Origin of the sequence: Marinospirillum sp. (assembly GCF_035271045.1) — a bacterium.
Classification (GTDB): domain Bacteria; phylum Pseudomonadota; class Gammaproteobacteria; order Pseudomonadales; family Halomonadaceae; genus Marinospirillum.
In genome coordinates, this window is sequence record NZ_DATESC010000007.1 from 149,730 (window position 1) to 173,643 (window position 23,914).

General features: G+C 43.8%; 24 protein-coding genes and 1 tRNA gene. 11 read left to right on the forward strand and 14 right to left on the reverse strand.

Annotation, left to right across the window (positions count from 1 at the left end):
• Positions 1–20: 20 nt before the first annotated feature.
• Entirely contained in the window at positions 21–737 is a 717-nt protein-coding gene (locus VJY63_RS03365) for a nucleotidyltransferase family protein (RefSeq protein WP_324048325.1), read from the reverse strand.
• Entirely contained in the window at positions 730–1,776 is a 1,047-nt protein-coding gene (locus VJY63_RS03370) for an aminoglycoside phosphotransferase family protein (RefSeq protein ID WP_324048326.1), read from the reverse strand. The genes VJY63_RS03365 and VJY63_RS03370 overlap by 8 nt, the downstream gene beginning before the upstream one ends.
• 196 nt (positions 1,777–1,972) lie before the next feature.
• On the opposite strand from VJY63_RS03370, the gene VJY63_RS03375 reads away from it, so the two are divergent.
• Genes VJY63_RS03375 through glpE form a run of 6 tightly spaced genes read left to right on the forward strand, consistent with a single transcriptional unit; the run spans position 1,973 to position 8,902 of the window.
• Entirely contained in the window at positions 1,973–4,597 is a 2,625-nt protein-coding gene (locus VJY63_RS03375) for an LPS-assembly protein LptD (protein WP_324048328.1), read from the forward strand.
• Between the two features lie 13 nt (positions 4,598–4,610).
• Positions 4,611–5,894 (forward strand): peptidylprolyl isomerase, encoded by a 1,284-nt coding sequence (locus VJY63_RS03380; protein ID WP_324048330.1) that lies wholly within the window; start codon positions 4,611–4,613, stop codon positions 5,892–5,894.
• Between the two features lie 5 nt (positions 5,895–5,899).
• The gene (pdxA, locus tag VJY63_RS03385; RefSeq protein ID WP_349254591.1) at positions 5,900–6,877 is read left to right on the forward strand and encodes a 4-hydroxythreonine-4-phosphate dehydrogenase PdxA; all 978 of its coding nucleotides are present in this window, start codon (positions 5,900–5,902) and stop codon (positions 6,875–6,877) included.
• Positions 6,878–6,934: 57 nt separating this feature from the next.
• Positions 6,935–7,744 carry a 16S rRNA (adenine(1518)-N(6)/adenine(1519)-N(6))-dimethyltransferase RsmA gene (rsmA, locus tag VJY63_RS03390; protein ID WP_324048331.1) on the forward strand — a complete coding sequence of 270 codons (810 nt, stop codon included), beginning with the start codon at positions 6,935–6,937 and terminating at the stop codon, positions 7,742–7,744.
• A 1-nt stretch (position 7,745) separates the two neighbouring features.
• Entirely contained in the window at positions 7,746–8,573 is an 828-nt protein-coding gene (locus tag VJY63_RS03395; RefSeq protein WP_324048332.1) for a symmetrical bis(5'-nucleosyl)-tetraphosphatase, read from the forward strand.
• A gap of 14 nt (positions 8,574–8,587) precedes the next feature.
• Positions 8,588–8,902 (forward strand): thiosulfate sulfurtransferase GlpE, encoded by a 315-nt coding sequence (gene glpE, locus VJY63_RS03400; protein ID WP_324048333.1) that lies wholly within the window; start codon positions 8,588–8,590, stop codon positions 8,900–8,902.
• A gap of 32 nt (positions 8,903–8,934) precedes the next feature.
• Here the strand turns inward: glpE and VJY63_RS03405 are convergent, their stop codons facing one another.
• Together VJY63_RS03405 and VJY63_RS03410 are read right to left on the reverse strand one after the other, a co-directional pair.
• Positions 8,935–10,140: a flagellar assembly protein T N-terminal domain-containing protein gene (locus VJY63_RS03405; RefSeq protein WP_324048334.1), complete on the reverse strand. Its 1,206-nt coding sequence runs from the start codon at positions 10,138–10,140 to the stop codon at positions 8,935–8,937.
• Between the two features lie 93 nt (positions 10,141–10,233).
• Positions 10,234–10,800, reverse strand: coding sequence for an LPP20 family lipoprotein (locus VJY63_RS03410; RefSeq protein WP_324048335.1), 567 nt, complete (start codon positions 10,798–10,800; stop codon positions 10,234–10,236).
• Positions 10,801–10,884: 84 nt separating this feature from the next.
• Between VJY63_RS03410 and VJY63_RS03415 the strand changes: the two genes are divergently transcribed.
• A complete protein-coding gene (locus VJY63_RS03415) occupies positions 10,885–11,976 on the forward strand; it encodes a polynucleotide adenylyltransferase (protein ID WP_324048336.1) in 1,092 nt (363 codons plus the stop codon).
• On the opposite strand, the gene folK is transcribed toward VJY63_RS03415, so the two are convergent.
• Genes folK through tsaD form a run of 3 tightly spaced genes read right to left on the reverse strand, consistent with a single transcriptional unit; the run spans position 11,963 to position 13,919 of the window.
• Positions 11,963–12,472, reverse strand: coding sequence for a 2-amino-4-hydroxy-6-hydroxymethyldihydropteridine diphosphokinase (gene folK, locus VJY63_RS03420; RefSeq protein ID WP_324048337.1), 510 nt, complete (start codon positions 12,470–12,472; stop codon positions 11,963–11,965). The two genes, VJY63_RS03415 and folK, sit on opposite strands and share 14 nt — an antisense overlap.
• Entirely contained in the window at positions 12,469–12,861 is a 393-nt protein-coding gene (folB, locus tag VJY63_RS03425) for a dihydroneopterin aldolase (protein ID WP_324048338.1), read from the reverse strand. The genes folK and folB overlap by 4 nt, the downstream gene beginning before the upstream one ends.
• Positions 12,861–13,919 (reverse strand): tRNA (adenosine(37)-N6)-threonylcarbamoyltransferase complex transferase subunit TsaD, encoded by a 1,059-nt coding sequence (gene tsaD / locus VJY63_RS03430; RefSeq protein ID WP_324048339.1) that lies wholly within the window; start codon positions 13,917–13,919, stop codon positions 12,861–12,863. The genes folB and tsaD overlap by 1 nt, the downstream gene beginning before the upstream one ends.
• Positions 13,920–14,065: 146 nt before the next feature.
• Between tsaD and rpsU the strand changes: the two genes are divergently transcribed.
• From rpsU to VJY63_RS03450, 4 genes are all read left to right on the forward strand, one after another.
• Positions 14,066–14,281 carry a 30S ribosomal protein S21 gene (rpsU, locus tag VJY63_RS03435; protein WP_072325212.1) on the forward strand — a complete coding sequence of 72 codons (216 nt, stop codon included), beginning with the start codon at positions 14,066–14,068 and terminating at the stop codon, positions 14,279–14,281.
• Between the two features lie 135 nt (positions 14,282–14,416).
• Entirely contained in the window at positions 14,417–16,228 is a 1,812-nt protein-coding gene (gene dnaG / locus VJY63_RS03440; protein ID WP_324048340.1) for a DNA primase, read from the forward strand.
• A gap of 137 nt (positions 16,229–16,365) precedes the next feature.
• Positions 16,366–18,231, forward strand: coding sequence for an RNA polymerase sigma factor RpoD (gene rpoD, locus VJY63_RS03445; protein ID WP_324048341.1), 1,866 nt, complete (start codon positions 16,366–16,368; stop codon positions 18,229–18,231).
• A gap of 77 nt (positions 18,232–18,308) precedes the next feature.
• Positions 18,309–18,385: transfer RNA gene (locus tag VJY63_RS03450), tRNA-Ile, on the forward strand.
• A gap of 93 nt (positions 18,386–18,478) precedes the next feature.
• Here VJY63_RS03450 and VJY63_RS03455 read toward each other — a convergent pair.
• The 7 genes from VJY63_RS03455 to VJY63_RS03485 form a co-directional block, all read right to left on the reverse strand.
• Positions 18,479–19,057, reverse strand: a complete 579-nt coding sequence (locus VJY63_RS03455) for a TerD family protein (RefSeq protein ID WP_324048342.1) — start codon at positions 19,055–19,057, stop codon at positions 18,479–18,481.
• Positions 19,058–19,131: 74 nt separating this feature from the next.
• Positions 19,132–19,722 carry a TerD family protein gene (locus VJY63_RS03460; protein ID WP_324048343.1) on the reverse strand — a complete coding sequence of 197 codons (591 nt, stop codon included), beginning with the start codon at positions 19,720–19,722 and terminating at the stop codon, positions 19,132–19,134.
• Positions 19,723–19,839: 117 nt separating this feature from the next.
• A complete protein-coding gene (gene lipA, locus VJY63_RS03465; RefSeq protein ID WP_324048344.1) occupies positions 19,840–20,805 on the reverse strand; it encodes a lipoyl synthase in 966 nt (321 codons plus the stop codon).
• Complete coding sequence (gene lipB, locus VJY63_RS03470; protein ID WP_324048345.1) at positions 20,802–21,467, reverse strand: lipoyl(octanoyl) transferase LipB; 666 nt, start codon at positions 21,465–21,467, stop codon at positions 20,802–20,804. The genes lipA and lipB overlap by 4 nt, the downstream gene beginning before the upstream one ends.
• Positions 21,467–21,754, reverse strand: coding sequence for an HP0495 family protein (locus tag VJY63_RS03475; protein ID WP_324048347.1), 288 nt, complete (start codon positions 21,752–21,754; stop codon positions 21,467–21,469). Before VJY63_RS03475 ends, lipB begins: the two co-directional genes overlap by 1 nt.
• Before the next feature lie 49 nt (positions 21,755–21,803).
• A complete protein-coding gene (locus VJY63_RS03480; protein ID WP_324048349.1) occupies positions 21,804–22,976 on the reverse strand; it encodes a D-alanyl-D-alanine carboxypeptidase family protein in 1,173 nt (390 codons plus the stop codon).
• A 60-nt stretch (positions 22,977–23,036) separates the two neighbouring features.
• A complete protein-coding gene (locus VJY63_RS03485; RefSeq protein ID WP_324048351.1) occupies positions 23,037–23,912 on the reverse strand; it encodes a septal ring lytic transglycosylase RlpA family protein in 876 nt (291 codons plus the stop codon).
• Positions 23,913–23,914 lie beyond the last annotated feature (2 nt).

Sequence of the window (23,914 nt, forward strand, 5' to 3'; positions counted from 1 at the left end):
TTAAACCTTTAATTAAATTATTACAACCTGTTTGCGTTTAAATCAGCAAGGCGCTGTGGTGTGCCAACATCGACCCAAATTCCTTTAAAGACTGTTGCTTTGGCGCGTTGCTTATCAATCATTAAGCGTAATAGTGGCGATAAAATAAACGCATCACCTAGTTGAAATTGTTTTCCATAAGCCGCTACTAGCCATTGCTCGTCCAACATTTTTGGGTGGATGCGACTAATACCGGCAAAGGTTTTACTTAGCATTCCTTGACTGTGCTTATTAGCAAGCAAGCCTGATTCACTGGCAAAGTAAAAATCTCCTTCAGGGTGATGGCTAGGATTATCAACCAGTTGCATAAAAATCAGCTCATCTTCACTTTCACTAATGGGCGGAAAGTTGGGTAATTCAGCACACCAAACATCACCATTTATCAATAAAAAAGGTGCTTCGCCCAACAGTGGTCGTGCTTTTAATAGCCCGCCGCCGGTTTCTAAGGGTGTGTCTTCTACGGAATAAACCACTTTTAAACCCCAAGCCGAACCGTCTTGTACAGCATCCATAATTTGCTGACCTAAATAACTAACGTTAATCACCACCTGTTGAACGCCTTGCGCGGCTAAACGCTCTAGGTGCCAAAAAATTAATGGTTTGCCTGCCACTTTTAATAAAGGCTTGGGTGTGTGTAGGGTTAGTGGTTGCATTCGCTTGCCTTCACCGGCAGCAAAAATCATTGCGGTTTTAATCATGCTGAACGGTTTGCTTACTGGGTTTTGAGTGTTGCTGTAAAAATGCTGTAAAAGCCGGAATCACCACGTCTGCCAGCCAAGTTTGTATATCGGCCAGTTCTGGGTAGTGTTGAGTTGCGCGTAATAAGTGCTGCAAGGTTAGCGGTACGTCTTGTAAAAAACTGGCCTTACCATCGCGCAACCATAAACGTGCAAAAATGCCAGCTGCTTTTAAATGCCGCTGCATCCCCATCCAATCAAACCAGCGAGTAAATTCTGCTAGGCTAACGGCTTCAGCCTGCTGGCAATAAAGCTGGTGGAAATAAGCTAGCCAAGCCTGTTGCTTATCAGTTGGCCAGTTTAGATAGCAATCGCGAATTAGCGAAACGGCATCGTAGGTGCAAGGACCAACTACTGCGTCTTGAAAATCAATAATGCCTAAACTGTTGTTGGCTAATACCATTAAATTACGCGAATGGTAATCACGATGTACTGTAACTTGCGGTTGTGCTAGTGCAGTAGCGATTAATTGTTGTTGAAAGGCAGACCAGTTGGCAGGCAATTTTTTTGGTGTGAATTTAAGCAAATCTTTCAGTAACCAGTCATCAAATAAGGCTAATTCACGGGTCAATAATTCAACCGAATACTTAGGTAAATGATGGGTAGGCAGTGCTTGTATGCCCATTAACTGTTGCAGCGCTTGGCGATAAATGGTGTCGGTTTCAGCCACGGTCGTTGATTTGGCTTGGATCCGTTGCATTAGCTGCACGTCACCAAAATCTTCTAATAACGCTATGCCTAGCACTAAATCATAGGCGATAACTGCTGGCACTTTGATACCTTGCGCGTGCCAAGTTTTAGCTAGTTGGATAAAACTTTGCGAACTTTCTTTGTCCGGCGGTGCATCCATCAAAATCAAGCTATTGCCAGTGGTGCTTTGTGACGCAGAAATTCGGTAATAGCTACGAAAGCTAGCATCACCTGCCACGGTAATCAGTGAGCCATTGGGCGTGGTTAACCAAGGTTTTAGCCAAGCTTTAATGCGTTGGGAACGATCCATTTTATCGGTGTCTACTAAGGGTTGGTGGTAGTTTTAATGATGGTGATAGTAAGTATTATCGCTATAATACCCAATTTTTTAGTCTTTAGCAGGCTAGTGTTTTTTACCTAGTCGCCTTGTTGAGGAGGAGTGCTTGACGTTAATACGTTTACCTAGCAGCTTAAAAGTCTGTGCTCTGATAAAAACGAGCATTTTTATGTTGACCGCTGTTGCTGTACAAGCTGCGCCGCCCAAAGCACTTGCGCCTGAATTATTAGATTGGCAGGTGTATGCCCCGTTACCTGCGGGTGAAGTTTGCCACGGTTATTATGCTGCGCCTCAACTTGATTTACCTGAAGCGAATTTAACGGTTGAGCAAGCAAGGTTATTTGTTGATGCAGCTAAAGGAAAGTATTCAGCTACAGGCGGTTTGTTATTGCAAGGTGATGTGCGGCTGCGTAAAGGTCCTTTGTATTTAACTGCAGATAAAGTACAGGTGAGTGCTGACCAAAACCTGACACAACTCACCGGTAATTTAAGCCTACGTCAAAATGGTTTGCTACTGCGTGGTGCAGAAGGCGAATACCACTTGCAAGAAGAGCGCTTACAAATGAGTGAAGCGCATTATGTTGTGCATGACCAGCGATTGCGTGGCAGTGCTTGGCAGTTAGAGCAGCGTGCTGACGGCGTTGTAGTATTGCGTGATACTTCACTGACCAGTTGTGCGCCGGATGATAATGCGTGGCGTTTGGTGGCGGGTCGTTTAAACCTTAATCGTGAAACAGGTTTTGGTGATGCGTTTAATGTGCGAATGGAAGTGTTAAGCGTGCCTATTTTTTATTGGCCTTGGCTAAGGTTTCCGATTGATGATCGTCGCCATACTGGTTTGTTGTCGCCCAGCTTTTCTTGGTCAAAAAGTAAAGGCTTAGATTATTTACAGCCTTTTTATTGGACTATCGCGCCTAATGTTGATGCGACTTTTTCCCCACGCCAAATAAGCAAACGTGGTTTTATGTTGGGCGGTGAAGTGCGTTATTTAACTCAAAACAATGTGGGTGAAATTTATTATGCGCGGTTAAATGGCGATCAAGTTTTTGATGATTACGACCGCTGGCATTTTTCTGCTAAGCATCAAAGTGCTATTAATACCGATGTCAATAATACTGATTTCAGCTATCAGTTAAATTTTTCACAAGTCAGCGATGACCGTTATTTAGACGACTTAGGTGGCAGCAGCAGTAATAGTTTTGCTACTGCTGATACCGAATTATTACAGCAGTTAAGTTTTAACTATAACCACAGTGGTTGGCAAACCCGTTTAAATTTTCAAGGTTATCAAAAGTTAGTGACCAGCAACACTACGCCAGAATCACCTTACCAGTTGTTTGATTTACGCCAAGGGCGCAAGGCAGACATTACCGATTATTACCGCTTGCCTCAGTTAGAAGTGCGTAAAACTGCCCGTTGGGGCGAGCATTGGCAAGGTGCATTATTGGTGGATTTAACCCAATTCAAAGGCTTGTTTGATAAAGATTTTGAAACCAGCAGCGGCGTTAAATACACGGGTTATCAAGTGGCTGATTTAGCATTAAAGCCAAATAGTAGCGATGATTATTATTTTACCCAATGGGGCGTTCCTGATGCACTGCGCTTGCATATCTCACCCAGTTTAACCGCTGAATGGCGCTGGCCTTGGGCTTATGTACGCCCACAAGCTAAATTGAAATTTAACCAATACAGCATCAGCCCTTATTGGGATAACAGCAGCACTAATCTAACGCCAGCCATACGTAACAGCGTTGAGCTAGCGCCTTCTGCCCTAGTGCCAGTGTTTAGCCTAGATACTGGCTTGTACTTAGAAAGAAATGCCCAACTATTTGATAAAAAACTGCTGCAAACCTTAGAACCACGTGCTTTCTTTGCTTATGTACCTTTTGTTGAACAATACCAAATACCGGATTTTTTTGATGGCAGTTTTACCGACGAAGATGCCGCGCAGTTGTTTCGTGCTGAACGTACCGTGGGTTTAGACCGAGTAGGCGATGTAAAAAGAGTCACTTTAGGCTTGACGCAACGCTTAATCAGTCAGGATACGGGGCGTGAATTGGGTAGCTTTGGTATCGCAAAAGCTTTGTATTTTGAAGATCGGCGTTTAGATAACAGCTATTTACACTCTGATGCCGTTGATGGCAATGGTAATAAAATACGTTCCGATCAATTGCCAAGAGAGGAGCGGGCTTATAAGGATGTGCGTCAGACTTCTAGCTTAGCTTTACAAGCTAGCCTTAGTTTAACCACTGATTTAAAGCTAAATGCTAATCTGTTATGGGATGATTATTTTCAAAAAACTGACAGCGCTAATACCTACTTTACCTATACAGGCTTTACTAATAGCCAATTTAATTTAGGTCACAGTTATATGTCTAATTACCAGGATTTGGATTTTAAAGGCCGCTCACCCGATAAAGCAGATTTAGATAACTGGTCTTATTTAGCGCAGGCTGAAGAGCAGGTTTATGTGTCGATGATTTATGCGTTAAACCAGCATTGGCGCATTTTTGCAAAACAAGGACACGACTTAAAACGTTCGGAAAAGCTCGACAGTTTAACGGGTATAGAATACAACACCTGCTGTTGGCAGTTGCAACTGGTGTACCGCGATTGGATAGACAATTTAGACACCTCTCCAGCTTATCAGCAAGGCAACACTGAGCAATTTGCCACTCGAAAACGTGACTATGGTGTTTTTGTGAATGTGGTATTTAAAGGTTTAGGCGGCGTGGGTCAGCCTATACCGCAACTCCTAGAAACCGAAGTCCAAGGTTATACCGATCGCCCTTAATGGAGAGATTTAAGTGTTAAAGAAAACCTATGTAACTAGCCTAATCATTGGTCTGCTATTTAGCGTCACACTAGAGGCAGAGCCGCGTTTAATCGACAAAATAGTCGCAGTAGTTGGCGAAGAAGCGTTAATGGCGAGTGAGTTACAGCAGCGCATTCAGCAAGCGAATGAACAAATTGCTGAGCGTGGCATTCGTCCGCCCGCAGCGGACATTTTACGCCAACAAGTGTTGGACCGTTTAATCGTAGATACCCTTCAGCTACAACTGGCTAAACAAGGCGGTTTGCGGGTAGATGAACAAACTTTAAATGAAACGTTAGCTAAAATTGCCCAGCAAAATGGCATGAATTTGCGTCAGTTTAGCCAAGCGATAGAAGCTGATGGGGTTAGTTTTGTTGAATTTCGTGAGCAAATACGTCAAGAAATGCTGATTTCACAAGTACGTCAACGCCGTGTTGGTGAACGTATTCAAGTCAGCGAGCAGGAAGTGGATAATTATTTAACCTCGCCTGAGTCCATGCGCCAAGACGGTCGGGAGTTTCGCGTTGGGCACATTTTAATTTCAGTGCCAGATAACCCCAACCCAGAACAAGTTAAACACGCGCAGCAACGAGCCGAAGCTTTAAAGCAAACGCTGGATGCTGGCGCAGATTTTCAAGAGCAAGCCATTGCCACTTCTGCTGCTGATGAAGCCTTTAGTGGTGGCGATTTAGGCTGGCGCTCCGCTTTGGCGCTACCTTCTTTGTTTGCTGATCGCGTGCCTAATTTGGCAGTCGGTGGTATTGCTGGGCCGATTCGCAGTGCCAGTGGTTTTCATATTATTAAGCTATTAGAAACCCGTGGTGGTGAGCAGTTTTTAATCGACCAAACTCAAGCGCGTCACCTGTTGTTAACCCCTAATGCTGTTCGGGATGAGCAAGCAACCTTGGCAGCCATTAATCAGCTAAAACAACGCATTGCCAAGGGCGAAAGTTTGGCAGCTTTAGCACGTGAGCTTTCTGATGATCGCGGCAGCAAGCAATCAGGCGGCAGTTTGGGTTGGGTGAGTCCTGGGCAAATGGTGCCAGCATTTGAAACAGCCATGAATGGGCTGGCGGCGGGTGAAGTTTCGCAACCTGTTAAAAGCCAGTTTGGTTGGCATTTAATCGAAGTGGAAAAACGTCGCAAGTCGGATATGACCGACACCCTGCGCCGCCAACAAGTACGCCGCATATTAGCTGAGCGCCGTTTTGAAGAAGAAGTACAAAACTGGTTGCGTGAAATTCGTGATTCTACTTGGGTAGAAATAAGGAGTTAAGCATTATGCAAACATCTATCTTATTAGTAACCTGCGGCGAACCAGCAGGCATTGGCCCTGATTTAATTGCTCTGCAAGCGGCTAAACATTGGTCAGCCGACTGGGTGGTAGTGGCAGATCCGCAGCTGTTAGCCAATCGTGCTCAGCAGCTGGGTTTAAGCTTAAAAATTAAAATAGTCAGCGCTGATAACCTAGCCAAAGCTTGTGCTGTTAATGAAGTTAAAGTGCTACCTGTCGCTTTGCGTACTCCTGTCACGGCTGGGCAGCTTAATCCGGCGAATGCCGCTTATGTATTGGAAACGCTGGAACTAGCGACTGACCTGTGTTTACAAAAAAAAGCCAAAGGCATCGTGACTGGCCCTGTACACAAGGGTGTGATTAACGAAGCGGGTATTCCTTTTACGGGGCATACCGAATTTTTACAGCAGCGCTGCGGCTGTGAACAGGTGGTAATGTTGTTGGCAACGGCAGAGTTACGGGTCGCTTTGGTGACAACGCATTTACCGTTGCGTGAAGTTGCTGATGCCATAACACCAGAGCGCATCACCCAAATTACCCGTATTTTGCACCATGATTTACAAACCCGTTTTGGTTATGAAAAGCCACGTATTTTGGTGTGTGGGCTAAACCCTCATGCGGGTGAAGGTGGGTATTTAGGGCGTGAAGAAATAGACATTATTGAACCAACGCTAGAAAAGTTACGCGCTGAAGGATTAACGCTGATTGGCCCATTGCCTGCGGATACTTTATTTACTGAAAAGATATTGCAACAAGGTGATGCGATATTAGCCATGTACCACGATCAAGGTTTGCCAGTGCTTAAACACCGTGGTTTTGGTCGTGCTGCTAATATAACGCTGGGTTTGCCGATTATTCGTACTTCGGTCGATCATGGGACTGCATTGGATTTAGCCGGAACCGGCGTAGCAGATACTGGCAGTTTAATAACCGCTTTACACTATGCGACTATTTTTACTTGCTAGCTATTGAATGAATAAATTAATAGTTAAAATTTTAGTTAAAAACTTGAGAATACATTTATGGTTTCACTGAACGGTCACGTAGCGCGTAAGCGTTTTGGACAAAATTTTTTACAAGATACGGGCATGATTCGCAAAATTGTGCGTTCGATTGCCCCTAGTGGTAAAGATCATATGGTGGAAATTGGCCCAGGTATGGGTGCAATTACCGAGCTTTTATTAGAAGAAAATAGCAAGCTTGATGTGATTGAACTCGACCGCGATTTAATTCCAATGTTACGGGTGAAATTCTTTAATTATCCCGATTTTACCATTCACGAAGCTGATGCTTTAAAGTTTGATTTTGCTGCGCTGCGTAAAACGGATGAAAAGCTACGTGTGGTCGGTAATTTACCTTACAACATTTCTACGCCGTTAATTTTTCACCTGCTGTCTTTTCAGGGGTTAATTCACGATATGCACTTTATGTTGCAAAAAGAAGTGGTAGAACGTCTGGCTGCTAAACCTGGTACAGGGCAATGGGGACGTTTAAGCGTGATGGCGCAGTATTTTTGCGATGTGGAATCGTTGTTTTTGGTGCCGCCGGAATGCTTTACACCGCGCCCTAAAGTAGAGTCTGCGATTGTGCGTATGACTCCCAAGCAGCAGCCTACGCAGCAAGCGCTTAATGAAAAAGTGTTGGGTGATACGTTGCGCTTAGCGTTTGCTCAGCGTCGTAAAACACTGCGTAACAATATGAAGGGGCAGGTGAGTGGTGAGCAGCTAGAAGCATTAGATTTAGACCCACAACGCCGCCCAGAAACATTGAGCTTGGCAGAGTTTGTAAAACTGGCTAATTTTCGAGCGGAGTTAATCGGGCAGCAGGATTAGTATGGCGACTTATGCAATTGGCGATATTCAAGGCTGTTATAAAAGCTTTAAGCAGTTGTTAGGTGAAATTAATTTTAATACTAAACGTGACCGCCTTTGGTTAGCGGGTGATTTGGTTAACCGAGGTAAGGGTTCGTTGGATGTGTTGCGTTACGTGGCAGATTTAGGTGAGGCTAGCCAATCGGTGTTGGGTAACCATGACTTTCACCTGTTAGCGGTTGCTGCTGGGGTGCGAAAGCTACGTGGTTCTGACACTTTAGACTCGCTGCTTAATGCGCCGGATGCACCAGAATTATTAAGCTGGTTAAGGCAACAGCCGTTGTTGCATCACGATGAACGCCTTGGCTATGTGATGACCCACGCGGGCATTCCACCCATTTGGAAGCTTAGCAAAGCCAAGGCATTGGCGGCTGAAGTTGAGCATGACCTGCGTTTTCAAAACTTGCCAATTTTTTTAGGCAATTTGTTTGGCAACGAGCCGCTGTGTTGGGATGATTATTTGCAAGGTGACGCGCGTTCTCGTTCGATTGTTAATTACTTCACCCGAATGCGTTTTTGTAAACCCGATGGCACACTTGATTTTACTAATAAACATGAAGCCAGCCGTGCGCCAAAAGGTTATGCACCTTGGTTTAGTTACCCTAGTAAAGCATTAAAAGAAGCAAATATTGTCTTTGGGCATTGGGCGGCTTTAGAAGGTCGCACTGGTGTAAAGCACATTTATGCACTGGATACTGGCTGCGTGTGGGGTAATCACTTAATGGCGATGCGTTTGGATGACCGTAAAAAGTTTCAGGTGGCAGCGGTTAAGAAAGATTTTATTTTGTAATTTAGGGGCAAGAAATGACAGGTTTAACAATGAATGGACAAGAGGCTTGTGCGTTATTAAAAGCAGGTAAGCTTAAAGTGGTGGATATCCGTGATCCACAAAGCTATGACAGCGGACGTATTGCAACAGCGGAACGGCTAGATAATAGCAATTTACAAGATTTTATTAATAATAATCCTAAAGATCAGGCGGTCTTGGTCTGCTGTTATCACGGCATGGGCAGCAAGGGTGCCGCTGAGTTCTTAAAAGAACAGGGCTTTACTGACGTTTATAGCCTAGATGGTGGCTATGAGTTTTGGAAGGTTTGCCATCCAGAGCATTGTGAGTAACGGTTAAGACCTTCCTTGGTCTTATTGACTAACTACCAAGCGATTACCACATCACCCTGTTGGATATTGACCATTTCTGGCAGGGTGACGAGTTTACCGTTAGCAAAATTAGGCTGTACTCTTTCTAGGCTTAGGGTTAAATCGACCGGAATAAGCTCGGTAAAAGCCCGCTGTGTATTGTCATAAAAGGTATTTAAGCGGTACACATTCAAGGTATCACCTGGACGCAATCCTGCATCAGAGCCTGCATCTATGTATAAGCGCTTGTTGTCTGTGCGTGTAATACGTGCCATAAAAGGTTGACACCCCACTTGAACATTTAAGTCGCTGACCATTTGCTCGATTAGCGTATCAACTTTTTGACCGTAATCAGTCAGCCAAAAACGCGCATTGGCAAAGCCAATTTTTTCAGTGCGATTTTCAGTCCAGTTACCTTGCGTTGCATAGCTGCGGCTAGTAACAAGTTCGCCACTAAACCCGTCGTGGATAAATAAATCAACACGCAACTCACGGGCAAAACGCTCACCTTTATAGCGGGTGCGTTCGTATAACCCTTCAATAACGCCGCGTTCACCAGCCAGTTCAGGGTTTAATAAATCCATGCTACGAATCACGCCAGTTAGTACGTATTGGCTACCAATGCGCGTTGCAGTATCAACAGCGGTAGTTAGTGTGCCACGGTCATTGACCGACGTTGGAATAGTGCTGACATCACTATAAAGCTGGAAGCCTGTGGCATCAAAAACGCGCAATTTTTCTTGCCCTTGCATACGTTGTAAAATTTCTTTAGGCAGGGTCTCATTGGCATTATGTAAAGCGCCCATATTAGCTGATTGTGGGCGTTCCATATAAAAGTTACTAATGGCTAGGCTGCGCTTATAGCCGTTGGCATAGTTACCGCCTTCACAACTACCGCTGCTTTCAACTAAAGCTTTAACGGTAACAAACATAATGCCGTTTTTAACTTCTTCTTTCAGCACTTCCATTTTAGCAATGCTGCTTTGGGTATTAATGGATAGCTGGTCGGTATGCAGCTCGCCCATACTCATCGCTTGATAACCATTCACTTGCAAAGCACCTTGAAAGCTAGCTTGCCTAAGCGCATCACGAATAGCAGCACGACGCGCATGAACGAGGTCGGGGTGATCGATAACAGAAGCACCAGTGGCTTCTACCCACTGAGCCTGTGCGGGTAAAGCAATGAACAATAACAGGCTAATGATGAAGGCTTTATACATGAAATTAGAGTCCGTTAAAGCAAAAATGGGAAGTATCAGATTGATACTTCCCGAGCGAATAGTCCAGTTAGGTTGATAACCGAGCTGTTAGCATTAATCTAACTGGTAGCGTGATCTAGGCTGAGAGTGCGTCACTGGCAGGCGCTGGCTAGGGTGTTCACCGTGTACTGTGTACTGTGAGCAATTAGGGTCAGCGGCCATGCTAGCGCTTCTTAACATACAGTGTTGAAAACGTGGCTCTAGTACCAGCTCCATTTGTGTTTCGTAAGAGTTTCTACCAATTTCACGCATGGAAATAACTTTAGCACCACGCACTAGGTTATCAACGTAACCACGGATATTATCATCGCGTGTTGCTAGGTTTTGTACGGTGGTGTTACCTTGAATGCGTGTGCCATAAACACGTTCAGCCATGTTACGGTAAGCATCCATTTTAGAGGCGCGTTGTGCCATTAAATCTGCTTGGCTAGGGTTAACGGTTGCATCGGTTTTACCGTAAGTGCCGCTGCCGTTAACACGTAAAATAACAGGATCGAAATTACCAACAACGACAGGTTGTTGTTGCCTTTCATTAAATGACTGACCAAAATCTGATGCACAGCCAGTTATTAAAGTGAGACCTAAAATAACTAGGCCAGCTAAAAACGTTTTGTTTAGCATGTTGACTCCCAAGTCCTTATTCTAATCTTGATAAATTGCTATCGGCAAAAATACTAAAAAATTTAGCTTTATTTGAGGTGCTGTATGGAAGTATACCTAGTTGGTGGCGCTGTACGCGATGAATTATTGTGTTTACCTGTAAAAGATCGTGACTGGGTTGTAGTAGGAACAACACCTAAGTACATGGAAAAACAAGGTTTTCGACCGATTGGTAAATATTTCCCAGTATTTTTACACCCTAAAACCCATGAAGAATATGCTTTAGCACGTACCGAGCGTAAACAGGGTCGTGGCTATAAAGGTTTTACGGTCATTGCTAGCCCTGACGTTACGCTAGAAGAAGATTTATTACGCCGTGATTTAACGATTAATGCGATGGCTAAAGATGCTGCTGGCAATATTATTGATCCTTACAAAGGGCAGCAAGACATTAACAATAAACTACTAAGAGCAGTGTCTGATGCCTTTAGTGAAGACCCACTTAGGGTTTTACGTACTGCCCGTTTTGCTGCCCGTTTTGCGCATTTAGGTTTTAGTGTAGAAGCCAATACCTTAGCTAAAATGCAGCAATTAACCCGCAGCGGTGAATTGGAATTTTTAACCGGCGAAAGGGTGTGGATAGACGTTGAAAAAGCGCTAACCAGTCAAACACCTTCGGTCTTTTTTAACGTATTAAGCCGTGTTGGGGCGGTTGAAAAACTTTGGCCTCCGTTAGCCCAGCAGTTGCATGAAAATGCTGTGTGTTTGGTATGGCTTGATGCTGCGGCTGTTCAAGCTTTGAGTCTACCACAGCGTCTGGCATTAATTGGTTGGGGCGCAGCACCTGAATTTGCTGAACAACTCGCTGCTTGTTTAATGTTACCCAAAGATTATCAAAAGCACCTAAAAGCGTTGCTGTTGTTGCAAAATCAACCGGCTTTAAAAGAATTAACTGTAGCAGCAGCGATGGACGTGTTTGATCGCCTTGATGCGTGGCGACAGCCTGAACTATTTAACGCAACGGTTGAATTAATGCAGCTAACGCAAGCCACTTGTCATGCCAAAAAACTAAAAGCCATGCTACAACAAGCAAGAAGTATTAGTGCTGAAGCATTAGTCAAAATCGGCATTAAAGGGCCAGAAGTTGGCATAAAACTTCGAGAATTAAGATTGAAGGAACTAGCTAAGGCCAAGTAAAGTCGACTGGCTTTATAACTTGATCGGTGTGTGCGTGTGCTTGCCACAGTTCTAAGTAAGTTTGCTGATAACCAGCAGGGCGCTGGTTTGGTTCTAGTTCAGCCATTGGCAACAGTACAAAGTCATGTTTTAGCAAATCAGGGTAGGGCAGTTGCACACCATCCACCAAGCCGCTTAGATTGTCCCAGTTAATAATGTCTAAATCTAACGCACGTACATAAATGCTTTGATCTTCAGGCAGTAAGTATTTTTCATTACCTTCAATTTTTTTTAGCCGCGCATTTAATTCACTAGGCTTTAAATTGGTATAAAAACCGGCCACTAAATTATAAAAAGGTGCACAGCTTTTAACTTTTATGCCTACGGGCTGGGTTTCAAAAATACGGCTCACCCTTAGTTCACCAAAATCTGTTTGTAACGCTTGTAACGCACGGCTAATTTGATGATGGCGTTCGTAATTGCTACCCAAGCTTATCCAACAGTAAACCGGCTTCATAAAATGGCTTCTTTATTATGGACTTGATTGGCACTTTGACGGGTGATTTTTATGCCTACACTGCCAGCAGCAGGCACAGCATTAGGTTTGCGTAAGGTTAAGGTTACTTGTTGGGTATTGAAGTTTTCTAGCAGCATTGCCGCCAATTTTTCTGCTAAGGTTTCGATTAAATCGTGGTGTTGAGATTGAGCTAAAAGAATAACCTGCTCACTAATGGCGGCGTAATTAAGGGTTAGGTTTAAATCGTCCGTTGCAGCAGCAGGGCGAATATTGGTACTAAGTTCTATGTCTAGCACTAATGTTTGCTCGACTTGTTTTTCCCACTCAAACACACCAATGCTGGCTAAAAAACTTAGCTTCTCTATAAAAATGGTATCTTGCTGTGGCATTAGTTTAGCCCCTGTAATTCAGTCAGTGGCCAGCGAGGACGCAAAGCAGCAGGTGTTGCACCGTCACTTTGTCCAGCGGCTAAACGCTGTGCACCGGCATAAGCAATCATTGCGCCATTATCGGTGCAATAAGCCAAAGAAGGATAAAAAACTTGTCCACCTATACCGTGTAAGTTTTTTTCTAGTTGTTCGCGTAAATGTTGGTTGGCACTCACGCCACCCGCAATCACTAAATGCTTCAGGCCGGTTTGTTTTAACGCGCGTTTGCATTTAATTACGAGTGTATCAACCACCGCATCTTGAAAAGCCCAAGCAACATCTGCCAAAGTTTGCTCATCTAATGCCTGATTTTCTAAAAGAGATTCAGCTTTTAAATGATTAACCTTTGTGAGTGTGGCGGTTTTTAAACCGCTAAAGCTAAAATCTAAACCGGGGCGATCGGTCATGGGGCGAGGAAAACGAAAGCGTCCTTGTATGCCGGTCTCGGCTAGTTTGGCTAAACGTGGCCCACCCGGATAACCCAACCCCATCATTTTGGCGGTTTTATCAAAGGCTTCACCGGCAGCATCATCTAAAGATTCGCCCAGTAACTCATACTCGCCAATCGCATCAACACGAATTAGCTGGGTATGTCCACCTGAAACTAACAAAGCCACAAAAGGAAATTCGGGCGGCGTTTGATCTAATGTTTTATCCAACAAAGGCGCTAATAAATGACCTTCCATGTGGTGAATGCCTAAAGCTGGAATGCCTAAAGCAAAGGCTAAGCTACGTGCCAGGCTAGCGCCGGTCATTAATGCACCGATTAAGCCAGGGCCTGCAGTGTAAGCCACGCCTTGCAAGTCTTTAAGCGATAAACCGGACGTTGCAAAAACTTGCCTAATTAAAGGCGTAAGTTTGCGTAGGTGATCGCGCGAGGCGAGTTCTGGTACTACGCCGCCGTAGCGTTCATGCAACGCTACCTGACTGTACAAAGCATCAGCAATTAAACCGCGTTCTGTATCGTAAAGCGCTACGCCTGTTTCATCGCAGGAGGTTTCAATGCCCAACACCAACATAACCTAACCTTCGTTTCAAAATTTGGGGGGCTAGTATAAAGGAAGTACATAAACATTTGCACCGCGTTGCACAAAGGGGTAGAATTTTTCGCCTGTAGTATTCCTAAAACCTATGTAGTTAACCCTCTTTAAGGACGGTGATTTTAATGCCTGCAGTTAAAGTCAAAGACAATGAGCCGTTTGACGTCGCCTTGCGCCGTTTCAAGCGTTCTTGCGAAAAAGCTGGTGTTCTAGCTGATGTACGTCGTCGTGAATTTTACGAAAAGCCCACAGCTGAGCGCAAGCGTAAGAAAGCAGCAGCGGTCAAACGCCATCAGAAAAAACTTCAGCGTGAACAACGTCGTTTTGAGCGTTTGTATTAATACACCCGCTAAAAGCAGCTAATGTAACGTCGGAGTTGTCTTGACCAAGGCAATCCCCTAAGCGAGTCTTAAATCATATTTAAGGCTCGTTTTTTGTTATAGATATAAATCAAAAAAATACCCGAGGCAGCAGCAATGGCTGGTCGTATTCCACAGGCATTTATAGACGATTTAATTGCCCGTAGCGATGTTGCGGAAGTTGTTGGTGCGCGTATAGCTTTAAAAAAAACAGGTAAGAATTACTCGGCGCTTTGTCCTTTTCATAACGAAAAATCACCTTCATTTAGTGTAAACCCTGATAAGCAATTTTATTATTGCTTTGGTTGTGGTGCCAGCGGTAATGCGCTGACTTTTTTAATGGAGCACGACAACCTAGAGTTTGTAGAGGCGGTTGAGACACTTGCTAGAATACAAGGTGTGCAAGTTCAACGCGAAGAGCGTCAAGGTTATCAGCGCTCTGAACAGCAGGCCCATCAATTAAAAGAGCAAGCGAGTCAGCGTCAGCGTTGTATGCAGTTAGCAACAGAATATTACCAGCAGGTGATGCAGCAAGCTGCTGGCAAGCAAGGTTTAGATTATTTTCATAATCAACGTGGTTTAAGTGAACAAACCTTGACTAGCTATGCTTTAGGTGTTGCACCTGAAGGTTGGGACGGTTTAAAAAATCATTTAACACAAGCCGGTTTTAGTGAAGTATTACAGATTGAGCTGGGCTTATTAGTAAAAAAGGAAGATACCGGACGGGTTTATGACCGTTTTCGTCACCGTGTTGTTTTCCCGATTCGTAATATAAAAGGCCACACAGTAGGCTTTGGTGGGCGTGTTTTAGATGACAGTAAGCCAAAATACTTAAACTCACCAGAAACACCGTTATTTCAAAAAAGCCAAGAGCTTTATGGTTTGTATGAAGCTAGAAAACAATCCGGTCGTTTAGATAGACTGTTGGTAGTTGAAGGTTATATGGACGTGGTTGCTTTGGCACAGCAAGGCATTCATTGGGCGGTTGCTACGCTGGGTACGGCTACCAGTGAAGAGCATTTAAAAAGAATTTTTCGCTTAGTTAATGAGGTGGTGTTTTGTTTTGATGGCGATGCTGCGGGTACTAAAGCAGCAGCACGCGCTATGCAAACTTTACTGCCTTTAATTAACGATGGTCGCCATGCACGGTTTTTATTTTTACCGGCGGGTGAAGACCCAGACACGTTGGTTAGAAAAGAAGGTGCGGGTCTGTTTGAGCAACGGGTTAATCAAGCCATGCCCTTGGCTGAGTATCTGATTAATTATTTGCGCCAAGGCTTAGATTTAGGTTTATTAGATGACCAAGCTCGCATGGCAAAAGCAGCTGTACCCTTGCTGCACAGCTTGTCAGATTGCTTGCTTAAACGGCGTATTGTTGCCCATTTGCAGCAGTTAACAGGTTTGACAAGTGCTGATTTACAGCCGCAAAATGTTGTACCAGCAGCACCGGTTGTACAAGCTTATCAACCGTTAAAGCAAAAAAAAACGGCTGAAAAAACGACCAGAACTTTGCCCGCTGAAGAAAAACTGCTGCGTTTACTGGTCAGTTATCCAAGTTTGATCGATCAGGTCGCCAATGATTTAAAAATAGACGTACAACGCAACGAATCAGCACAACTTTTACAGTGTTTACTTGAATACCTGCGTAACAGTCCGCATATAACGACTCAGGTACTGCTGGCTTATTGGTCGGGAACAGTCCAAGGAGAAGCATTTTTACAACGTGCTAGGCTAGCACTTGAATTAAATCGTGAAGCCGCAGCCCAAGAAATACAGGCGATTTCACACTATTTGATAAACCGTCAGTCAGAAGAGCAGGTTGAAGCGCGTTACAGCGACTTGCTGGGGCAACCAGAAACGACCCAGTTACCAATGGCAGAGATGCAAGAGCTCTGGCAATTGGTGCAACAAAAGCATCTGAAGTCCTAAGGCGATAAGTCGTAAGACAAATAGACGGTTGAGCGCGAAACTGCTATAATTTCGCGTCTAATTTAAGGGGCAGGCTGTAATACGTATAGCCTGCCTTTTTATATCCATATTTCTTGCACAGCTGAGATAGGGGTTCTATGTCCGGGAAAGCCAAGCAGCAATCTCGATTGAAAGAGTTGATCGCCCGTGGTAAAGAGCAGGGTTACCTGACTTATACGGAAGTTAACGATCATTTGCCGGAAGAAATTTCAGATCCGGATCAAGTCGAAGATATTATTCGCATGATTAATGACATGGGGATTCCGGTAAGTGAGGAAGCCCCTGACATGGAAACTTTGTTGATGACTGACGGTGATTCAACCGACGAGTCAGCAGCAGAAGAAGCCGTGGCGGCCCTAGCCGCTGTCGAAGGTGATGCAGGTCGCACCACTGACCCAGTGCGTATGTATATGCGCGAAATGGGCGCAGTCGAGCTACTCACCCGTGAAGGTGAGATTGTTATAGCTAAACGAATTGAAGAAGGTATTCGTGAAGTTATGCACGCCCTTGCCTATGTGCCGGGTACAGTTGAAAGCATTGTTGCTGCTTATGATGTGGTTGCAGCTGCTGAGAATGGCCGTTTAACGGATGTTTTTGCAGGTTTTATTGATCCTGTTGAAAATATACCGCCACCTGTCCCTGCACCTACACCGCCGCCTAAATTAGCACCCAAAGTCGCCGTTGATAAAGACGATGATGAGGAAGAAGACGTTGAAGGTGAAGTTGAGGATGATGAAGAAGCGGCTGTTAGTGGGCCGGATCCTGAAGAGTCGCGTATTCGCTTCACTGCTTTGCGTGAACAGCTAGAAAAAGCCCGTAAAGCCATTGCTAAAAATGGTTTTAGTCATGCTAAATCACAAACAGAGCTTAATTTATTAGGTGAACTTTTTGCGCCTTTCAAATTAGCGAACAAACACTACGAGCGTGTGGTTAGCGAAGCGCGTGGTGCTGTTGCTGACATTCGTGATCAAGAAAGACAAATTATGAAGTTCTGCGTTGGTAAAGCAAAAATGCCTCGCACTGATTTTATTGCTAGCTTTCCTGGTAATGAAACCAACACTAAATGGCTTGAAGAAGTCATTGCTAAAGACGATGTGATCGGTAAAAAAATTCGTACTTTTAGTTTAGATATTCAACGCTGTCAGCGCCGTATTAAGGCACATGAAGAAGTATTTAAGCTGAGTGTTGTTGAGTTAAAAGAGATTAACCGTCGCCTTTCTATTGGTGAAGCGAAAAGTCGCCGAGCTAAAAAAGAAATGGTAGAAGCTAACTTGCGTCTGGTTATTTCGATTGCTAAAAAATATACCAACCGTGGCTTGCAGTTTTTAGATCTGATTCAAGAAGGCAATATTGGTCTAATGAAAGCGGTGGATAAGTTTGAATTCCGCCGTGGTTATAAGTTTTCTACCTATGCAACTTGGTGGATACGTCAAGCCATAACTCGCTCTATTGCGGATCAGGCACGCACTATTCGTATTCCAGTACACATGATTGAAACCATTAATAAAATCAACCGTGTACAACGCCAAATGTTGCAAGAAATGGGCCGTGAACCAACACCAGAAGAGTTGGGTGAGCGTCTTGAAATGCCCGAAGACAAAGTGCGTAAAGTACTTAAAATCGCCAAAGAGCCTATTTCGATGGAAACGCCGATTGGTGACGATGAAGATTCACATTTGGGTGATTTTATTGAGGATACTAACCAAGAATCCCCGATAGATTCAGCAACTGAAGAAGGGCTGATAGAAGCCACCCGTTCAGTTTTGTCTGGCTTAACTGCCCGTGAGTCTAAAGTGCTGCGTATGCGTTTTGGTATAGATATGAATGCAGATCACACGCTAGAAGAAGTAGGGAAGCAGTTTGATGTAACGCGTGAGCGTATTCGTCAAATTGAAGCTAAAGCATTACGTAAGCTACGCCACCCTTCACGTTGTGATTCATTGCGCTCTTTCCTAGATGAGTAGGAAAAGCGAATAGGTAAAATAATTACCAGAAAGCTTTGATTCATCAGGGCTTTCTGGTATTATCTACGCCGTTTTAAGGGCCTTTAGCTCAGTTGGTTAGAGCGCGCGACTCATAATCGCTCGGTCGCTGGTTCAAGTCCAGCAAGGCCCACCACGAACACATAAAAAAGCCTCATTCAATGAGGCTTTTTTTGTTTCTAATCGATCAGTTTTTATCTTTTAATGCACAGATTACCACAGGCTAGAACTAGCCAATATTAACACCGTAGGTTTTAGCCAGTGGCGCAAGACCACCTGCAAAGCCTTGACCGATAGCCTTAAACTTCCATTCATCGTTGTGTTTGTAAAGCTCACCAAATACCATAGCGGTTTCAACTGATGCATCTTCAGACAAGTCAAAACGCGCAATTTCAACATTGTCTTTTTTATTAAGAACACGGATGTAAGCTTTATTAACTTGACCAAAATTCTGCTTACGCGCTTCTGCATCATGTATAGTCACTGCAAAAGCCAGTTTTTTAGCTTCAGCAGGTAAACCTGTTAAATTGACGTTAACTTTCTCATCGTCATCTTCACCTTCACCCGTGCGGTTATCACCTTGGTGTTCAACGTTACCACAAGGCGATACTTTATTGTTGTAGAACACAAAGCTACCGTCATTCAACACTTGGCCATTCTCACCAACAATAAATACTGAGGTATCAAGGTCAAACTCTGCACCATCGGTAATACGGGCATCCCAACCTAGACCAACGACAACATCAGTCAAGCCTGGGGCTTCTTTAGAAAGTGAAACGTTACCACCTTTAGATAGTGAAACTGCCATCTGAATACTCCGAATATTTAGGTAAAATGGTTAAAGTTTTATGCCAAATTGCTTATACATAATTTGTAGATATTTTAGATTGCTGCTGTAATCGCGCCCACTGCTTCACTTGATAAATCTTGTGCAGTACGGCCATTGCATACATCACCAACAGCAGTAAAGTTCCAGCCTGCACCATCACGCTTTAAGTAAGCCATGATTAATCCAGTATGACTGCCTTGATCGCTTAGGTTAATGCGTGCCAGTTCTTTATTATTATCTGCATTAACAATGCGACAGTAGGCATTTTTTATTTTGCTAAAGTCTTGGCCAGTAAAGCTGCTAACAGTGAATACTAAACTGGTCATGTTTGCTGGTAACGCATTAAGGTTGACAGCAATGCTTTCATCATCGCCGTCGCCTTCGCCAGTACGATTGTCACCCGAATGTTGGATGTTGCCACATTTAGACTTTAGTTGACGGAACCAAATAATATCCACTGGGTTATTGTTTGAATCAACCACGATGCAGGATGCATCAAGATCAATTTCACCACCTCCAGTTAGTTTGCTGAAAAAACCTGTAGGTTTAGCCACATCCCAACCAAGACCAAGGCGTACATTACACAGTCCTAAGCTTTCTTTACTTAGTGAGAGGGTTTGTTTTTTTGCTAACGTTATTGCCATTGTATAGCTCCACTCTTTAGAGGGTTAGATGTGCAGTTAGGTTATGTTTCATTTATCTGTATTCTTGGCGATTTAATGTGAATTTTCAATACCTACATTACAGTATAGCTAAATGAATCAGCTAACCTTTTCGCCACCCGCTTGCTTATCGGCATGGTAAGAAGAGCGCACTAAAGGGCCAGAAGCAACGTGTTTAAAGCCCATTTTATAAGCTTCTTTACCTAACCAGTCAAAATCAGCAGGCGTTACCCAGCGGTCGATTGCTAAGTGATTTTTGGATGGCTGCATATATTGACCTAGCGTTAACATATCAACGTCATGCGCTCGCAAGTCACGCATCACTTCTAATATCTGCTCATTAGTTTCGCCTATGCCTAGCATTAAACCCGATTTAGTTCTAACGTCTGGGCAGCGCTCTTTATAGCGTTTCAATAAGGTTAAAGACCATTGATAATCAGCACCTGGGCGCACTTTACGGTACAGGCTAGCAACAGTTTCTAGGTTATGATTAAAAACATCGGGTGGCGTTTGTTCTAAAATATCCAGTGCTACGTCCATACGACCACGAAAGTCTGGCACTAGCACTTCTATTTCTAGCTTGGGTAAACGCTGACGTAACTCGCTAATGCATTGAGCAAAATGATTTGCACCGCCATCACGCAAATCATCCCTATCGACTGAAGTAATGACTACATACTTTAAGTTCATTTCAGCAATAGCTTCGGCCATTTCCCTTGGTTCATCAGCGTTGAGTGGATTAGGGCGACCGGTTGCCACATCACAAAAAGGGCAGCGGCGGGTACAAATGTCACCCATAATCATAAAGGTTGCTGTACCGCCATTAAAACATTCACCCAAGTTGGGGCAAGACGCTTCTTCACAAACGGTGCTTAACTTGTGCTTACGTAGGGTTTCTTTAATCCGTGTTACTTCAGGTGAAATGTACATTCTTACCCTAAGCCAATCAGGTTTGGTGGGTAAAGTTTCTGTAGGGATTATCTTTATTGGAATGCGGTCAGTTTTATCAGCACCACGTAGTTTTTCACCTTGAATAACAGCTTTTCTTTGAGTGTTCGCGGTCATACCAATTCCTGCTCCTGCATGGTGCAATGTGTAATGTGTGTGTGCCCTAAACGGCGAATAAGAATTTCTAGCAAGGCATCTTGCGCTTGTATAAAGCTAATGTTGGGAACTAGGTCGACTAAACGGGCTACTGGCATACCCGCATATCCACAGGGGTTGATACGCTGAAAAGCATTTAAATTGCAGGTTAAGTTAAAACTTAAACCGTGGAAGCTACAGCCACGGCGAATTTTTAAACCTAAAGCTGCTATTTTAGCACCGGTTTGCTTGCCTTCTTGTAGATAAACACCTGGAGCATCTACTTTGGCTTGGGCTTTAATACCCAGACTAGCAAGGTACTCAACAAGGCTGTCTTCAATCAGATTAACTAAATGACGCACGCCATAGTTTATACGGCGCACATCTAAGAGAAGATAAATAACCAGCTGACCAGGACCATGCCAAGTTACTTGCCCGCCTCGGTCAACTTTAACGACGGGAATATCGCCTGGGTTTAAAATGTGCTCTGCTTTACCTGCCTGACCTTGGGTAAACACTGAATCGTGTTCTACTACCCATAATTCATCTGCAGTCGTTTCATCACGTTTATTGGTGAAAGCCTGCATTTGCTGCCAAACAGGTAAGTAAGGCTGTTGTCCCAGATGCCTGATTTTAAGTCGCATTAGAGCACCATTTGTACTCGCCCTGTTGCGCGTAAGCATTGATGCAAAGAAGATAAATGATCTTCACTTTGTGCTTGAATGGTAATGCGAATGGACTGATAACGCCCATTTTTACTGTCGATAACAGTAATTGTTTCGTGTATAAAATGCGTTTCTGATTCAATCAACACATCAAGTATGCAGGCTTTAAAATCAGGTGCAGCATGACCCATTACTTTAATTGGGTATTCACAAGGAAACGCAATTTTTGGTGGGTTATCTAAAGGACAAGCAGTTGCATTTTGCATAGTATCACCATAAAGCTGACTAATTTAATCAAGTATAGCGTTTTTTAGATTAACTAAAAAGACCAATAAAAAAAATCACTAGGCTATGCCAAAGTCGTTTAAAAAACCCTGCTTTTTCAATATTTTCTAATGCAACTAAAGGTTTTTGAGTAATGACTTCATCACCTAGGCTTATGACTAAATTGCCTAGTATTTCGCCAGCATTAATAGGCGCTTTAATATTAGGATTAATTTGTATATCAGCCTTTAGATTAGATTCATAACCACGCGGTAGTGTGGCATAAAGGTCTTCTGTTAAGCCTAGTTGCACACTGCTATTGGCACCTTTCCAAATTTTAGCTGTGTCTAAAACTTGATATTGCTTATAAAGGCGTGTGGTTTCAAAGTATCTAAAGCCATAAGTCAGGAGTTTTTGGCTTTCTTGTGCGCGGCCTTCATCGCTACGCGCGCCCATAACAACCGAAATTAAACGCATCCCCTCACGTTCTGCAGAAGCTGCCAAACAATAGCCCGCATCGTCAGTGTGACCTGTTTTTAGACCATCAACTGTATTATCGCGCCACAACAGTCGGTTGCGATTAGATTGCGTAATGTTGTTGTAGGTGAATTCTCTTTCTGAATAAATAGCGTAGTGTTCTGGATAATCAAGAATTTTAACTTGTGACAATAAAGCCAAGTCTCTAGCGCTTGAATAATGCTGATCTTCAGGTAGACCAGTGGCATTTCTAAATTGAGTATTTTTCATGCCCATAGCGCTGGCGTGTTGATTCATTATGTCGGCAAAGCTTTCTTCGCTGCCAGCTAGGTGTTCAGCCACTGCTACTGAAGCATCGTTACCGGACTGAATAATGACGCCTCTAAGTAAGTCACTAATCGAAACGTAAGTACCTTCACGAATAAACATCCGTGAACCCGGTGTACGCCAAGCTTTTACGCTGATTCTAACCATGTCATCTAAAGCGACATTGCCTTGCTTTAATTCGTACTCTAGCAAGTAGCTGGTCATCATTTTGGTTAAGCTAGCCGGTGGAATGCGCTGATCTGCATTGTGTTCGGTAATTACCTTGCCGCTGTTGGCATCAATTAAAATCCAAGCTGTGGCTGATAATTGTGGTGCGGCTGGAATCATCACCTGCGCTTGTGCAGATTGAATAAGCAGTGCAGTAAGTAATAATAGTGCACTAAAGAAAGCTGATAATTTTTTAAAGCTAAGAACAAGCATTAACAATGAAACCTCTTTTTATAACCCTTTCTTATAGAACCTTTAATCCCAATCGCCATTTTAGTGGCGTACCATCAAGGGGCTGCCAAGGTCGGTTGCTTCAAGCTGTTGAATCGCTGTCTGCACTGAACGTCCTTGTAAAGGACCAACCTGAACACGGTAGATTGGACGGTGACCTTGTTCAGACAAAACTCTTACGGGTGCTTGAGTCAGTTGTTTAACTCGGTGTTGTAAGCGCTCGGCTGCTTGTGCATTGCCTAAAGCAGCAACTTGCAAAAATACACTGGTTTTTGAAGTGTTTTGTTGCGCTTGCCATTGCACTGGGTCAATGGCTTCAACGCTAACGTTAGCGGTGCCGGTTTTAATCATGTCTAAGCGATAAGCCGCAGCGTAGGAAAGGTCAATAATACGACTGCCTACAAAAGGGCCACGGTCATTTATTCTAACAATAACTTGGCGATTATTATCTAAGTTGGTGACTTTTACATAGGTCGGCAAAGGCAGACGTGTATGTGCAGCACTCATGGTGTACATATCATAAACCTCGCCATTAGAAGTTAGATGACCATGAAATTTGTTGCCATACCAAGAAGCTTTGCCTGTTTGAGTAAAGCCACGGCTAGAATTTAAAACGCGGTAAGTTTGTCCAAACACTACATAGCTAGCAGCATTACCACCGCGACTTGGTGGTTCGGTTTTAGGCACTGCATCTGCCACTCTTGAAACATCTGGTGGATTAGTTGGCAGGCTGTCTATTTTTTGGCTGTAACGTCCTTGTCCAGAGCTAGTTATTCTATCTTGCAGCGTGTACTTATTAGTATCATTATTGGTCGTGCTGCCGTAAACACCGCCACCTTTACCGACAGAACAACCGGTTAAGATAAACAAAGGAAGTAAGTAAGTTATTAAGTAAGGTGTTGTACGTAAAGCTTGCATGG